We start from the raw sequence: 14,476 nt of genomic DNA, 5'->3' as shown, positions 1-14,476 counted from the left end.
ATTCAGAATAAAGCGCCTTTCAGGCGCTTTTTTCGTTTCTGCTGTACGTACATTTCCAGGCTTCAGCACGACTCGCTCTCTTTCAGGGCGACGTCAGGCGTTAGCAGAGCGCAGGCTCAGAGAGCACTGGCCTGTCGCAAAGACGCAAAAGCGCCATCCATGGCCGGCTCAGCGCGGGCCATCCCTGCCCCGCGATGCTTTGCGACAGGCCTGTGCTCCCATCGCTTTGAACCTATTTGCTGTCTGTTAGCCCTTTGGGGGCCTGGTTCGTTTCTGCTGTACGGGATTAAGCGGGTCAAGAAGGAAACTGCCTTTTGCTAACGTAGCGGATAAGATCCCGCTCTTTTCCCCCACCCTAACACTTTTCTCCTCAAGCCATTTTCCTGCACGCCGATAACGTTATTGACTAATTACAGGGAGAAAATGATGTCATCAATATCCGGGATTTTAAGCAGTGCAATCAGTAGCGGTGACAGCGGCGGCGGCAGTGTAGCCTCGCAGGTGGCCGCACTGAGTAAGCAGATTCAGAACATCACCAAACAACTCAAAGAGCTATCCGGTAATGCAGATCTCACTGACGACCAGAAAGCTGAAATGCAGCAGATGTATGAATCACAAATCACCATGCTGGAGGCGCAGATTGCGCAGTTGCAACAGAAGCAAGCCGAACAGGCTGAGCAGAAAAGTGACAGCAGCAGTCAGCCAGGTGAAATCAAGGCGGACGGGGTCAATCGTCCCACTGACGCTAACCAGCTGGACGTCTATATCTAAAACGCCGGTCTGACCGCGCGTTGTTGCGCCAGCAGCGTTGCCTGCTGGCGCACCTCTTGCCAGATCGCTTCGGCGGCAGGTGTCAGCGAGCGATTTTTGCGTTTAATCAGCATCAGGCTGCGATTGATTTCCGGATACAAGCGCCTTACCGTCAGCGCCCGGCCAGCCGGCAGCGGCAACGCCAGCGCCGGTAAAATGCTGATGCCGATCCCCGCCTCAACCATCGGAAATAGCGTGGCGGGATGTCCAATATCCTGCACCACTTCAACCTGAATCTGCTGTTGCTGCATCGCCGCATCAATCAATACCCGGCTGCCTGACGCGTAATCCTGTAGCACCATAGTGCGGCCATCCAGCATCAACCACTTCGCCTGCTCAACGTGCGCCAGCGGATCGTCATCGCGGCAGAGCAGCAAAAAAGGCTCGTCGAGAATGGCGAGACAATCGAAATCGGTATCGCTGAGCGGGCCAATGATGATGCCAAAATCGACCTCGGCGTTGCGCACGCTCTGCAATACCCACTGCTGGGCGCGATCGTGGAGTATCACTTTGATATCGGGATAATGTTGCTGACTGGCCGCCAGACATTGCGGCATCAGATGGGCCGAAATGGTCTGACTGGCCGCCAGCCGCACGGTCCCGCTGCGTTGTTCGCCGTAACTGCGGATATCCAGCAACGTGGTATTGATCTCCTCCAGCAACCGCTCCATACGTGATGCCAGCTGCTGTCCGGCTTCCGTTAGCATCACTTCCCGCGTGGTGCGGTCCAGCAGGCGAACCCCGGTTTCAGCTTCCAGCTCTTTAATGCTGTGGCTGACCGCTGACTGACTCAGACCAATCGCCTGCCCTGCCTGACTAAAGCTGCCATAGTGCGCAACGGCAATAAAAGTGCGTAACTGACGCAGAGTGTAATTCATCGAAAACGCTCATAGATTGATGCAATAAATCGATTTTATTTCTAAACACGATTCACGCACAATCGCGCTATTGAAAAATTTACCGGACTTTAACAATGGGATTTTTAAAGCTCGATCCGATGATGGTGAAACTCATCATCACCGTATTGCTGGCCACGTTCCTGCCCGCGAAAGGCATCTACGTCGATATTTTCGACTATCTCGCCACGGCCGCTATTGCGCTGCTGTTCTTTATGCACGGCGCCAAACTTTCGCGGGAAAAAATCATCGCAGGCAGCAGCCACTGGCAGCTGCATCTGTGGATTATGTTCAGCACCTTTGTGCTGTTCCCGGTGCTGGGCTTGCTGCTGGTCTGGTGGCATCCGGTTAACGTCAGCACGGAAATCTACACTGGCTTTCTTTATCTCTGCATTTTGCCTGCTACCGTGCAGTCAGCAATCGCCTTTACCTCTATCGCTGGCGGTAACGTGGCGGCGGCAGTGTGCAGCGCTTCCGCCTCCAGTCTGTTAGGCGTCTTCATCTCTCCGCTGCTGGTTAATCTGGTGATGGATGTGCATAGCAGCGCCCCGACCGATGGTCTTGAGCAGATCGGGAAGATCATGCTGCAATTAATGGTACCTTTTATCCTCGGACACCTCTCCCGCCGCTGGATTGGCGGCTGGATTGAGAAACACCGCAGCCTGATTGGTAAAACTGATCAGACGTCGATTCTGCTGGTGGTCTACTCCGCCTTCAGTGAAGCGGTCGTGAATGGCATCTGGCATCGCGTGGGGATTATTACCCTGCTGTGGATTCTGGCGGGATCGGTGCTGTTGCTGGTCTCGGTGCTGCTGATCAACCTGCTGGCGTCTCGCCTGTTTCGCTTCAGGCGCGCTGATGAAATTGTGGTGCTGTTCTGTGGCTCGAAGAAGAGTCTGGCGAATGGCGTACCGATGGCCAATATCCTGTTTTCAGCCAGTACTGTGGGGATGATTGTGCTGCCACTGATGATTTTCCATCAGGTGCAGTTGATGGTCTGCTCGTTTATTGCCGGACGCTATAAGAAGAGTGGTGAAAAGCAGCAGGCTTCAGCAATTAAAGCCCCGGCAGTGGAATCACAGAAATAAAAAACAGCCCGCGGAGGCGGGCTGGTTCAATCAGCGGCCTTGAGCAGTTTGACTAACCCTTCAAGGCCTTCAATTTTAATCGCCAGCGTCAATTGCATCAGTTCACCCAACTGGCCTGCCGGAAAATCCCCACTACGGGCAAACCACAGCAGATAAGGTTCAGGCAGATCGATCAGCATCCGCCCTTTATATTTACCAAACGGCATCGCGGTATTAGCGATCGCCACCAGCTGATGTTTATCCATCTCAGGCACCCAGCAGGCGGATCATTTCCGCTTCGTCAATCACCTCAATCCCCAGCTCCTGCGCTTTTGTCAGCTTAGAACCGGCCGCTTCACCGGCAATCAGCAAATCGGTTTTCTTCGATACGCTGCCGCTCACCTTCGCACCCAGCGCCGTTAACTGCGCCTTAGCATCGTCACGGTTCATCTGCGACAGCGAACCGGTCAGCACCACAGTTTTACCGGCAAACGGACTGTCGATCTCTTCCGCTTTCACCACCACCACCTGCGGCCAGTGAATGCCAATTTCGTCGACCAGCTGGCGAATAACCTCGCGGTTACTCTCCTCTTCCATGAAGTTACGCACGTGAGACGCCACCACCTTGCCGACATCCTGCACCGCTATCAGGGCATCCAGATCGGCATCCATCACTTTTTCCAGTTCACCAAAATGGTTCGCCAGATTAGCGGCGGTGGCTTCACCCACTTCGCGAATACCCAGCGCATAGAGGAACCGTGCCAGCGTGGTCGACTTCGCTTTCTCCAGCGCATCCACCACGTTTTGTGCCGACTTCGGTCCCATCCGATCGAGCCCCGTCAGCAGACCTGCCGTCAGACGGAACAGATCGGCCGGCGTTTTCACATACTCTTTTTCCACCAGCTGGTCGATAATCTTATCGCCCATCCCGTCAACGTCCATCGCCCGGCGCGAAACGAAGTGCTTCAGCGCCTCTTTACGCTGTGCGCCGCAGATCAGCCCACCGGTGCAGCGCGTCACAGATTCGCCTTCTACCCGCTCAACATCCGAACCACAGACCGGGCAATGGGCCGGGAATACCACTTCGCGCGCATCGTCGGGACGTTCCGTTACCACCACATTGACCACCTGCGGGATGACATCGCCCGCCCGGCGAATCACCACCCGGTCGCCAATCCGTAATCCCAGTCGTTCGATTTCATCGGCGTTGTGCAGCGTGGCATTACTGACGATAACGCCAGCCACCTGAACCGGCTCCAGCCGCGCCACCGGGGTGATCGCGCCGGTGCGCCCGACCTGAAACTCAACGTCACGCACCCAGGTCATCTGCTCCTGAGCCGGAAACTTAAAGGCGATCGCCCAGCGTGGCGCGCGCGCGACAAAGCCCAGCTGCTCCTGCAGCGCCTGAGAATCGACTTTGATTACCACACCGTCGATATCAAAACCCAGCGCGGGACGCTGTTGCTCAATCTCACGGTAGAAAGCCAGTGCCTCTTCTGCGTTGTGCGCCAGACGAATCCGGTCGCTGACCGGCAGTCCCCAGGCTTTAAACTGTTGCAGCCGCGCCATGTGGCTATGCGGGATCTCGCCGCCTTCCAGCAGACCGAAACCGTAGCAAAAGAAGGTCAGCGGCCGCTTAGCGGTGATGCGGGGATCAAGCTGACGCAATGAACCTGCCGCTGCGTTGCGCGGATTGGCAAACACTTTGCCATCGGTACGACGCGCTTCTTCATTCAGTTTTTCGAAGCCGCGCTGGTTCATAAACACTTCGCCACGCACTTCCAGCCGGGCCGGAATGTTGTCGCCCTTCAGACGCAGCGGGATGGCGCGAATGGTACGCACGTTGGCAGTGATATTTTCGCCGGTCGTGCCGTCACCGCGCGTTGCTGCCCGTACCAGCAAACCGTTTTCATACAGCAGACTCACCGCCAGACCATCCAGCTTCAGTTCGCAGCAGTAAGTAATGTCATCACTGTTTTTCAGTCGATCCTGCACCCGTTTGTTGAAAGCCAGAAAGGTCGCTTCATCAAAGGCGTTATCCAGCGACAGCATCGGGACTTCGTGACGCACCTGCTCGAAGACCGTCAGCGGCGCGGCACCGACCCGCTGAGTGGGTGAGTCAGGGGTAATCAGATCAGGGTGCGCCTCTTCCATCTGGCGCAGTTCGCGCATCAGGCGATCGTATTCGGCATCCGGGATTTCCGGGGCATCCATAACGTGATAGAGATATTCATGATGGCGCAACGTGGTGCGCAGTTCGGTGATTTGATCCTGGACGGATTTCATAAAGCCCCATCAGATAAAAAACCCCCGACAGGCGGGGGTTTGTTTTAACAATTCAGATAACCGTTAGCACAGGTCTCAGACGCCGACCACATCGCGAATGCGCGCTTTGTAGGTTTCCAGCTTCTGTGGTGTCATCATGCGGCGCTCATCATCCAGCACCACACCGCCGACATCATCTGCGATACGCTGCGCCGACTGTAACATCAGCTTGAAGTTCTGGTTCGCATCACCGTACGAAGGCACCATCATAAAGATTGAGATGCCAGGCGTGCTGAAGTCGGTCATCAGGTCAGGGTTGAACGAACCCGGCTTAACCATGTTGGCCAGGCTAAACAGTACCGGGCCACTGCCTGCCGGGCTGAGATGACGATGGAAAATGTTCATTTCGCCAAACTGGAAACCCGCCTGCAGAATCCCCTGCAGCAGCGCCTCACCGTTCAGTTCGCCACCAGAGTGCGCGGCCACATGCAATACCAGCACCGCTTCTTTAGGCTTCTCTGCGGGCGCTTTGGTTTCAGGCGCTGGCGTCGCAATCACCTCAGACTGCGGTTCAGGTTCAGCCTGATATTGCGGTTCAGGCTGTACCGACTCCAGCGGATCTAAATCGAGCAGCGGGTCAGCCTGTACCGGCGGTGCGACAAAGGTGGTCGCAGGCTGCGGCTGACGAACCGGCTCAGGACGCGGCTGAGGTTCAGGCTGCGGTGCAGTATCGAACAGCGGATCGCTGTCAGCTGCAGGTCGCGGCGCAGATTGACGCACAGGCTCGGCGGGCGCGGCTTTACGCGGCGCTTGTGGCTGTGAATCACGAATTTCATCGAAACGCGGTTCCTGATGAGTCGGGCGCTCAGGGCGTACACGGACCTCACCAACGCCGTCGTCCTCGTCGTCAATCAGGTCCTGCTCATCATTTTCATCACGTTGTTTAAGACGTTTGTGCGGGCGATCGCGGAACACTGACGAGCGCTCTTTTCGGCTGGTCCACAGCCCGTGAAGAAGGAGCGCTATAATGGCGATCGCACCAACAACGATTAATATCAGACGCAAATCCTGCATCATTGTATTCTCTGTTGTTCCAATACCTTGCCACCGCGGCAAACTTTATCCTCTAACTGTATTTGCCCTGCCAGACAAGTGCAAGTCTGTACAGGATTTTTCTGACAAATAAGATAGCCTGTCGACGCTTTCCCGCTGCTTTTTTACCCAAACGGCAGATGGTCAGCAGAAAAAGCCAGGTTATAGTAGTCGCGCCTCAACATCTTCAGGAGATTTGGCTTTATGGCGCTTGAGAATTCCGTCTCAGATTTTAACGGTGTGCACTATTTCAGCCAGGGATGGAAACTGGTGCGTTTGCCTGTCATCCGGCGTTTTGTGGTGATGCCGTTGCTGATTAACATTGTAATGCTGGGTGGTGCCTTTACCTGGCTATTTTATCGCCTGGGCGACTGGATCCCACGATTGATGGCCCATATTCCCGACTGGCTACAGTGGCTGAGCTATCTGTTGTGGCCGCTGTCGGTGATTGCCATTGTGCTGGTGTTTAGCTACTTCTTCTCAACGCTGGCGAACCTGATCGCCGCGCCCTTCTGTGGCCTGCTGGCCGAGCAGCTTGAGGGACGTCTGACCGGTAAGCCGCTCCCCGATAGCGGCTGGGTCGGACTGGTTAAAGATGTGCCGCGAATTATGAAGCGTGAGCTGCAAAAGCTGGGCTACTACCTGCCGCGCGCTATCGGCCTGCTGCTACTCTACTTTATTCCCGGCTTTGGTCAGACCGTGGCGCCCGTGCTCTGGTTCCTGTTCAGCGCCTGGATGCTGTCAGTGCAATATTGCGATTACCCGTTCGATAACCATAAAGTCCCTTTCCAGCAGATGCGCAACGCCTTGCGACAGCACAAAACCGCTAACATGCAGTTTGGCGCACTGATTAGTCTGTTCACCATGATTCCGATTCTTAACCTCGCCATCATGCCGGTTGCTGTTTGCGGGGCCACGGCAATGTGGGTTGATCGCTATCGGCCACAGCTGGCTCGCACCGGGGTGCGTTAATTCTGTTAGCCAGCCTTATGCTCTTTTTGCAGGGCTTATTGCCGGCTGAAATATAGATATGCGATTTCTTTCCTTCCGCACCCAGGCAGAACAGGTATGCTCAGAGGGTTCCCAATAATTCATACAGTTAAGGGCAGGCTATGAGTAAGATCTATGAAGACAACTCTTTGACAATTGGTCATACGCCGCTGGTTCGACTGAACCGCATCGGTAACGGCCGCATCCTTGCGAAAGTTGAATCCCGTAACCCGAGCTTCAGCGTGAAATGCCGTATCGGTGCCAATATGATTTGGGACGCAGAGAAACGTGGCATTCTGAAACCGGGTGTTGAGCTGGTTGAACCGACCAGCGGTAATACCGGTATCGCGCTGGCTTATGTAGCCGCGGCGCGCGGTTACAAACTGACGCTGACCATGCCGGAAACCATGTCGGTTGAGCGTCGTAAGCTGCTGAAAGCGCTGGGCGCTCAGCTGGTGCTGACCGAAGGTGCCAAAGGCATGAAAGGCGCTATCGGCAAAGCCGAAGAGATTGTCGCCAGTAATCCGGATAAATATGTGCTGCTGCAGCAGTTCAGCAATCCGGCGAACCCGGAAATCCATGAAAAAACCACCGGCCCCGAAATCTGGGAAGACACCGATGGCGAAGTCGATGTGTTTATTGCTGGCGTCGGCACCGGCGGTACGCTGACCGGCGTGAGCCGCTACATCAAGAATACCAAAGGCAAAAAGGATTTGATTTCAGTGGCGGTTGAACCCACCGACTCCCCTGTGATTGCCCAGGCGCTGGCCGGTGAGGAGATCAAACCCGGTCCGCATAAAATTCAGGGCATCGGTGCCGGTTTCATTCCGGGTAACCTTGACCTGAACCTGATTGATCGGGTGATTGCTATCAGCAACGAAGAGGCTATCAGTACTGCCCGCCAGCTTATGGAAGAAGAAGGTATCCTGGCCGGTATCTCATCCGGTGCTGCGGTGGCTGCGGCGCTGAAACTGCAGGAAGACGAAGCCTTCGCCAATAAGAACATCGTGGTGATTCTCCCCTCTTCCGGAGAACGCTACCTGAGCACCGCTCTGTTTGCCGATCTCTTCACCGAAAAAGAGCTGCAGCAGTAACGGTCGGAAGTCTGAAAATGACCAAAAAAGCACCCGAATGGGTGCTTTTTTGTGGTGCAGATCTCACTTTCACCACCAGGCAGATTGATTTCAGTGACGTGGCTCTGGTATTTAGACTGCCAATTATTTCGATGCCTGAAATTAATCCCTCTTTGAAGTGGATCAAGCTGAATCGATTTACAGATTTGGCGAAACGGCGATTAACGGCATAATTACCCGGTGACGTGTAGAATCGTTTTTGACACGCAACGGAATTGAAAAATTCATTCATGCGCGTCGTTGGTCAGCATGACGCTATACCCGCGCACCTACACAGGCTAAAGTGACGGCTCCAGGCTAGACTTTAGATCCAAAACACTCATCCTGATAACGTTGGGGAAATAGAATGTTCCAGCAAGAAGTTACCATTACCGCACCAAACGGTCTGCATACTCGCCCAGCTGCGCAATTCGTAAAAGAAGCCAAAGCTTTCCAGTCAGAAATTACCGTGACCTCTAACGGTAAATCAGCGAGCGCAAAAAGCCTGTTTAAACTGCAGACGCTGGGTTTAACTCAGGGGACTGTCGTGACCCTTTCCGCGGAAGGTGAAGACGAGCAAAAAGCAGTTGAGCATCTGGTCAAACTGATGGCTGAACTGGAATAATTTCCGCTCAGCTTTCCAGCAAATCGACTCCTCTGCGCCATTGAGTGCAAACATCTTGATCGCGGACAATCTGTCCGCGTAATTGCTTCCGTAGAGTACGTGTCCCGCGACAATGGCACCGCAAAGAGTCCAATCAGCCATCGTGATTAAAAGGTAAGGTTATGATTTCAGGCATTTTAGCATCACCAGGTATCGCTTTCGGCAAAGCACTGCTGCTGAAAGAAGACGAGATCGTCATCAACCGCAAGAAGATTTCTGATGACCAGGTTGAGCAGGAAGTTCAGCGCTTCCTCGATGGCCGCAGCAAGGCGGCAGTACAACTGGAAGCGATTCGCGTCAAAGCGGGTGAAACCCTCGGTGAAGAGAAAGCCGCCATCTTCGAAGGCCACATCATGTTGCTGGAAGATGAAGAGCTGGAGCAGGAAATCATCGACCTGATCAAAAAAGATCACGCCTCTGCTGACGCCGCTGCCTACTCTGTGATTGATGGCCAGGCGAAAGCGCTGGAAGAGTTAGACGATGAATACCTGAAAGAGCGTGCGGCTGACGTCCGTGACATCGGTAAACGTCTGCTGCAGAACATCCTGGGTCTGCATATCGTTGACCTGAGCGCCATTCAGGACGAATCCATTCTGGTGGCCAAAGATTTAACGCCGTCAGAAACCGCACAGCTGAACCTGAAAAAGGTGCTGGGCTTTATTACTGATTTAGGTGGCCGCACCTCGCACACCTCGATCATGGCGCGTTCGCTGGAGATTCCGGCCATTGTGGGTACCGGTAACGTCACCGCCAACATCAAAAACGGCGACTTCCTGATTCTGGATGGCGTTAACAATGCCATTCACGTCAATCCTTCTGAAGCCCTTCAGGAAGAGCTGAAAGCAGTACAGACGCAGTATCTGACTGAAAAACATGAGTTAGCCAAACTGAAAGATCTGCCCGCGGTCACGCTGGACGGTCATCAGGTAGAAGTGTGCGCTAACATCGGTACCGTCCGCGATATCGCCGGTGCTGAGCGTAACGGTGCCGAAGGTGTGGGCCTCTACCGCACCGAGTTCCTGTTCATGGACCGTGACTCGCTGCCAGGCGAAGAAGAGCAGTTCCAGGCATACAAAGCCGTGGCTGAAGCAATGGGCTCGCAGGCAGTGATCGTGCGTACCATGGACATCGGCGGCGACAAAGATCTGCCGTACATGAACCTGCCAAAAGAAGAGAACCCGTTCCTCGGCTGGCGCGCGATTCGTATCGCCATGGACCGCAAAGAGATTCTGCATGCTCAGCTGCGTGCAATCCTGCGTGCCTCGTCATTCGGCAAACTGCGCATCATGTTCCCGATGATTATTTCGGTTGAAGAAGTGCGCAGCCTGAAAGCGGAACTGGAGTTGCTGAAAGCCCAGCTGCGTGAAGAAGGCAAAGCGTTTGATGAGAGCATTGAGGTCGGCATCATGGTGGAAACACCGGCTTCTGCCGTGATTGCTCACCATCTGGCGAAAGAAGTCGACTTCTTCAGTATCGGGACCAACGACCTGACCCAGTATACTCTGGCGGTCGATCGTGGTAATGATTTGATCTCGCACCTGTACAATCCAATGACGCCGTCAGTGCTTAACTTAATCAAGCAAGTCATTGATGCATCTCACGCTGAAGGCAAATGGACTGGCATGTGTGGTGAGCTGGCAGGTGATGAACGTGCTACACTACTGTTACTGGGAATGGGGCTGGACGAGTTCAGCATGAGTGCCATTTCTATCCCTGGCATCAAGAAAATCATTCGTAATACTAATTTCGAAGATGCGAAGGCATTGGCGGAGCAGGCACTGGCTCAACCGACAGCGGATGATTTGATGAACCTGGTTAACAAGTTCATCAAAGAAAAAACGCTCTGCTAATCTGCGAGATGCTGGCCCCAAATTACTGCTTAGGAGAAGATCATGGGTTTGTTTTCTAAACTTTTTGGCGAAAAAACAGATAGCGCTGGGACAATTGATATCGTAGCGCCTCTGTCAGGCGAAATCGTGAATATTGAAGACGTACCAGATGTGGTGTTTGCAGAAAAAATCGTGGGCGACGGTATTGCGATCAAACCGAGCGGCAACAAGATGGTCGCGCCTGTTGATGGTACTATCGGCAAGATTTTTGAAACTAATCACGCTTTTTCGATCGAGTCAGACAACGGCATTGAGCTGTTTGTCCACTTCGGTATCGATACGGTTGAACTGAAAGGTGAAGGCTTCAAACGTATCGCTGAAGAAGGCCAGAAGGTCAAAAAAGGCGATGTGGTTATCGAGTTCGATTTACCGCTGCTGGAAGAGAAAGCAAAATCAACCCTGACACCGGTTGTCATCTCCAACATGGATGAAATCAAGGAATTGATTAAGCTGTCTGGCCAGGTCACCGTCGGCGAAACCCCGGTTATCCGCATCAAAAAGTAAGCGTCAATGATTAACCATAACGGCACCTCAGGGTGCCGTTATGGTTTCTGGTAAACGGAAACGCTCAGGGCTGCCAGCGTGGCAGACGCAGCGTCAGTTCCAGACCACCTTCAGGTCGGTTAACCGCTTTCACTTCACCATGATGTGCCAGCACGACTTTGCGCACGATAGCCAGCCCCAGACCATAGCCTTTGCCCATCAGTGGGGAGTTGACCCGGACAAACGGGTCGAAGATGCTGGATAACTTCTCTTCATCCACGCCCGGTCCCTGATCCCGTACCCGAATCGCCAGCCACTGCTGTTCCGCGCTCAATTGAACCTCAATTTGCTGGCCAGGCAGTGAAAAGCGCAGCGCATTTCGCAGCACATTTTCAACACCGCGCCGTATCAACTCCGCGTTACCACGAACGGTGTAATCGGCGGCCTTATCCACCAGAAACTCAACCCTGACCCCAGGAATTTGTGCTTCATAGCGGACATCGGTCACTACCGCATCGAGTAAACCGGTCAGGTCAAAGTATTGCTCATCCGGGATGCTTTCATGTTCAGCGCGCGACAGGGTTAACAACTCGCCGATCATCTTATCCAGCCGACGCGCCTCCTCATCAATCCGATCGAGCGAACTGCCGACGCTTTCCGGCGTCTGACGCGCCAGTCCGGTGGCCAGCTGCAGCCGCGCCAGCGGTGAGCGTAGCTCATGGGAGATATCGTGCAGCAGTTCTTCGCGCGCCCGCACCAGCGTCTCCAGCCGTTCCACCATCGCATCGAAGGCTTCTGCCACGTTGGAAATCTCGTCGTGCCGTTTACGCATCATGGGAAACAGCCGCACGCTTAAATCGCCCTCTGCAACCCGGGAAAAACCTTCACACAGTTGACGCATCGGCCGCGTCAGGTTCCAGGCCAGCAGCAGGCTGAACAGCAGTCCGACCGAACCGGCAAAGACAAACATCGGCTCGGGGATATTAAGGAACTTGCGCGGCATCATATTCAGGTTGCTGTCTTCGCGCATGCCCTTGATGTTGTAACGCAACTCATACTCTTTGCCGTCCGCACCCTGTACCCAGCGTACGACCTGATCAGGTATCGGTCCTTCGAACGGTAAATTCAGCCGCTCGGGCAGGTTTGACTGAAGTCCGGTTCGGGAATGCTGGGTAACGGTAAAAAACTGGCGATCGTTAGGCTCCCAGCCCGCCATCATATCTTCCAGTGCGTCAGGCCCGCCGCGCTCCAGCACCGAAACCGCCGAGGCCATTTGCAGATCGACGGTGCGACGAATAGCGACAATCTCAGGCGGCTCATGCCGTTTACCGGAGAGGGAAAAGCCCAGCCAGATTAGCTGGCTCATGATAACGAACACCACCCAGAAGCCGATCAGGATCTTCCAGAACATCCGTCCACGGTAGCTTTGCTTCATCGAATACGGTAACCAATACTGCGTACGGTCTCGATATTGATGCTGTCAGCGGTTAAGGCGCTTAACTTCTGGCGGATGTTGCTGATGTGAACATCGACGCTGCGGTCATAGGCTTCACGCGGACGGCCCAGGCCCTTTTCTGATAGTTCATCTTTCGATACCACCCGATCCGGCGCACGTAGCAGCAGATCCAGCAGGTTAAATTCTGACGCTGTCAGATCAAACGCTTTGCCCTGCCATTCGGTGATGCGGGTGGCGGGATTCAGCGTCAGTTCGCGCCAGCGCAGCGGCTCTTTGGTGTCAGGCTGCGGCGCCTGCTCTTCGAAACGACGCAGCACCGCACGCAGACGGGCCACCAGTTCACGCGGATAGCAGGGTTTCGGCATGTAATCATCCGCGCCCATCTCCAGCCCAATCACCCGATCGATGTTATCGCCTTTGGCGGTCAGCATAATCACCGGCAAACGGCTGTTCTGCCGCACCTGACGCAGCACATCGATACCGCTCATGTCCGGCAGCATAATATCCAGAATCATCGCGGTATATTCTCCGGACAGCGCGCCCTGCACTCCGGCGCTGCCGGTTAATACCAGCTGCGCATCGAACCCTTCAGCGATCAGGTACTGGCTTAACATAGTGCCTAATTCAACGTCATCATCTACAAGCAGGATTTTCATTTTTATCTCTCGTACAAAATTGCCGCTATTTTGTCCTGTGCCGGGAAAAGGCGCAGCCTGATTTACGCGATCCTTACAGATTTAGCACTGCAGCAGGGAGTGGACCATGTAAAAAAAAGCCTGCGGGCAGCGATGACGCGCGCGCAGGCCAGTTCAGGCGGAGAGTGCGTTACTGATAGAGACCGGTCGAGAGGTAACGATCGCCACGATCGCAGGCGATCGCCACCACTACGCTGCCGGGATGCGCAGCGGCAATACGCAGTGCGCCTGCTACCGCGCCGCCGGAACTGACGCCGCAGAAAATGCCTTCCCGCCTTGCCAGCGCACGCATCGTCTCTTCTGCTTCCTGTTGCGACATGTCAATCACGTCATCCACCAGGTCAGGTCGGTAAATGCCCGGCAGATAGGCCAGCGGCCAGCGGCGAATACCCGGAATGCTGCTGCCCTCGCTGGGCTGCAAACCGATCACCTGCACGCCGGTATTGTGCTCTTTCAGATAACGCCCGACGCCGGTAATGGTGCCGGTGGTACCCATGCTGGAAACAAAATGGGTCATCCGCTGATTCGACTGTTGCCACAGCTCGGGGCCGGTAGTCTGATAATGGCCCAGTGAATTATCGGGGTTATTGAACTGGTCGAGCACCCGGCCTTCGCCGCGCGCGGCCATGGCCTGCGCCAGGTCGCGTGCGCCCTCCATTCCCTGTTCACGCGACACCAGCACCAGTTCGGCACCGTAAGCACGCATCGCATCCTGCCGTTCCTGGCTCATGTTGTCAGGCATCAGCAGACGCATACGGTAGCCTTTCATCGCGGCGATCATCGCCAGCGCAATGCCGGTGTTGCCGCTGGTGGCTTCAATCAATTGATCGCCCGGCGTGATTTCACCGCGCAGCTCTGCCTGATGGATCATTGACCAGGCCGCGCGATCCTTGACCGATCCCGCCGGATTATTGCCCTCCAGCTTGAGCCACACCTCACTGCCATTGGCAGGCGTCAGGCGCTGCAACTTAATCAGCGGCGTATTACCGATAGTATCTTCAAGAGTCGTCACGGTGTCGTTCCTGGCGTATTACAAAAAAAATGGCAAAAAAAAGCA

The 14,476-nt window shown here is 54.7% G+C and carries 15 protein-coding genes; 8 read left to right on the top strand and 7 right to left on the bottom strand.

Going from position 1 to position 14,476, the window contains the following annotated elements:
* Window positions 1-426 precede the first annotated feature (426 nt).
* A complete protein-coding gene (locus HA41_RS13350; RefSeq protein ID WP_094121198.1) occupies window positions 427-771 on the top strand; it encodes a FlxA-like family protein in 345 nt (114 codons plus the stop codon).
* On the opposite strand, the gene HA41_RS13345 is transcribed toward HA41_RS13350, so the two are convergent.
* Window positions 768-1,688 carry a LysR family transcriptional regulator gene (locus HA41_RS13345; RefSeq protein ID WP_094121197.1) on the bottom strand — a complete coding sequence of 307 codons (921 nt, stop codon included), beginning with the start codon at window positions 1,686-1,688 and terminating at the stop codon, window positions 768-770. The genes HA41_RS13350 and HA41_RS13345 overlap by 4 nt on opposite strands.
* A gap of 95 nt (window positions 1,689-1,783) precedes the next feature.
* Here HA41_RS13345 and HA41_RS13340 point away from each other — a divergent pair, with 95 nt between their 5' ends.
* On the top strand, window positions 1,784-2,794 hold the full coding sequence (locus tag HA41_RS13340) for a bile acid:sodium symporter family protein (RefSeq protein ID WP_094121196.1): 1,011 nt from the start codon (window positions 1,784-1,786) through the stop codon (window positions 2,792-2,794).
* Window positions 2,795-2,820: 26 nt separating this feature from the next.
* Here the strand turns inward: HA41_RS13340 and HA41_RS13335 are convergent, their stop codons facing one another.
* The 3 genes from HA41_RS13335 to zipA form a co-directional block, all read right to left on the bottom strand.
* Window positions 2,821-3,039, bottom strand: a complete 219-nt coding sequence (locus tag HA41_RS13335; protein ID WP_094121195.1) for a DUF3820 family protein — start codon at window positions 3,037-3,039, stop codon at window positions 2,821-2,823.
* A 1-nt stretch (window position 3,040) separates the two neighbouring features.
* Window positions 3,041-5,059, bottom strand: coding sequence for an NAD-dependent DNA ligase LigA (gene ligA, locus HA41_RS13330; protein ID WP_094121194.1), 2,019 nt, complete (start codon window positions 5,057-5,059; stop codon window positions 3,041-3,043).
* Window positions 5,060-5,134: 75 nt separating this feature from the next.
* Window positions 5,135-6,115: a cell division protein ZipA gene (gene zipA, locus HA41_RS13325; protein ID WP_094121193.1), complete on the bottom strand. Its 981-nt coding sequence runs from the start codon at window positions 6,113-6,115 to the stop codon at window positions 5,135-5,137.
* Window positions 6,116-6,334: 219 nt separating this feature from the next.
* Between zipA and cysZ the strand changes: the two genes are divergently transcribed.
* From cysZ to crr, 6 genes are all read left to right on the top strand, one after another.
* A complete protein-coding gene (cysZ, locus tag HA41_RS13320; protein ID WP_094121192.1) occupies window positions 6,335-7,102 on the top strand; it encodes a sulfate transporter CysZ in 768 nt (255 codons plus the stop codon).
* A gap of 140 nt (window positions 7,103-7,242) precedes the next feature.
* The gene (gene cysK, locus HA41_RS13315; RefSeq protein ID WP_094121191.1) at window positions 7,243-8,214 is read left to right on the top strand and encodes a cysteine synthase A; all 972 of its coding nucleotides are present in this window, start codon (window positions 7,243-7,245) and stop codon (window positions 8,212-8,214) included.
* Window positions 8,215-8,231: 17 nt separating this feature from the next.
* Window positions 8,232-8,426 carry a hypothetical protein gene (locus HA41_RS13310; RefSeq protein ID WP_094121190.1) on the top strand — a complete coding sequence of 65 codons (195 nt, stop codon included), beginning with the start codon at window positions 8,232-8,234 and terminating at the stop codon, window positions 8,424-8,426.
* A gap of 173 nt (window positions 8,427-8,599) precedes the next feature.
* Complete coding sequence (gene ptsH / locus HA41_RS13305; RefSeq protein ID WP_003848868.1) at window positions 8,600-8,857, top strand: phosphocarrier protein Hpr; 258 nt, start codon at window positions 8,600-8,602, stop codon at window positions 8,855-8,857.
* 161 nt (window positions 8,858-9,018) lie between these two features.
* Complete coding sequence (gene ptsI / locus HA41_RS13300) at window positions 9,019-10,746, top strand: phosphoenolpyruvate-protein phosphotransferase PtsI (protein ID WP_094121189.1); 1,728 nt, start codon at window positions 9,019-9,021, stop codon at window positions 10,744-10,746.
* Between the two features lie 42 nt (window positions 10,747-10,788).
* Window positions 10,789-11,289 (top strand): PTS glucose transporter subunit IIA, encoded by a 501-nt coding sequence (crr, locus tag HA41_RS13295; RefSeq protein WP_069728735.1) that lies wholly within the window; start codon window positions 10,789-10,791, stop codon window positions 11,287-11,289.
* 64 nt (window positions 11,290-11,353) lie between these two features.
* Here crr and HA41_RS13290 read toward each other — a convergent pair whose 3' ends face one another.
* The 3 genes from HA41_RS13290 to cysM all read right to left on the bottom strand — a co-directional run bounded on the left by HA41_RS13290 (window position 11,354) and on the right by cysM (window position 14,431).
* Window positions 11,354-12,703 carry an ATP-binding protein gene (locus HA41_RS13290; protein WP_094121188.1) on the bottom strand — a complete coding sequence of 450 codons (1,350 nt, stop codon included), beginning with the start codon at window positions 12,701-12,703 and terminating at the stop codon, window positions 11,354-11,356.
* Window positions 12,700-13,380, bottom strand: a complete 681-nt coding sequence (locus HA41_RS13285) for a response regulator transcription factor (RefSeq protein ID WP_094121187.1) — start codon at window positions 13,378-13,380, stop codon at window positions 12,700-12,702. The genes HA41_RS13290 and HA41_RS13285 overlap by 4 nt, the downstream gene beginning before the upstream one ends.
* A gap of 169 nt (window positions 13,381-13,549) precedes the next feature.
* Window positions 13,550-14,431 (bottom strand): cysteine synthase CysM, encoded by an 882-nt coding sequence (gene cysM / locus HA41_RS13280; RefSeq protein WP_094121186.1) that lies wholly within the window; start codon window positions 14,429-14,431, stop codon window positions 13,550-13,552.
* Window positions 14,432-14,476 lie beyond the last annotated feature (45 nt).

The organism is Pantoea conspicua (genome assembly GCF_002095315.1).
In the GTDB taxonomy this organism is placed as follows: Bacteria; Pseudomonadota; Gammaproteobacteria; order Enterobacterales; family Enterobacteriaceae; genus Pantoea; species Pantoea conspicua.
The sequence above is the reverse complement of the archived record's forward strand: the minus strand, read 5'-3'. Positions and strand labels throughout refer to the sequence as shown.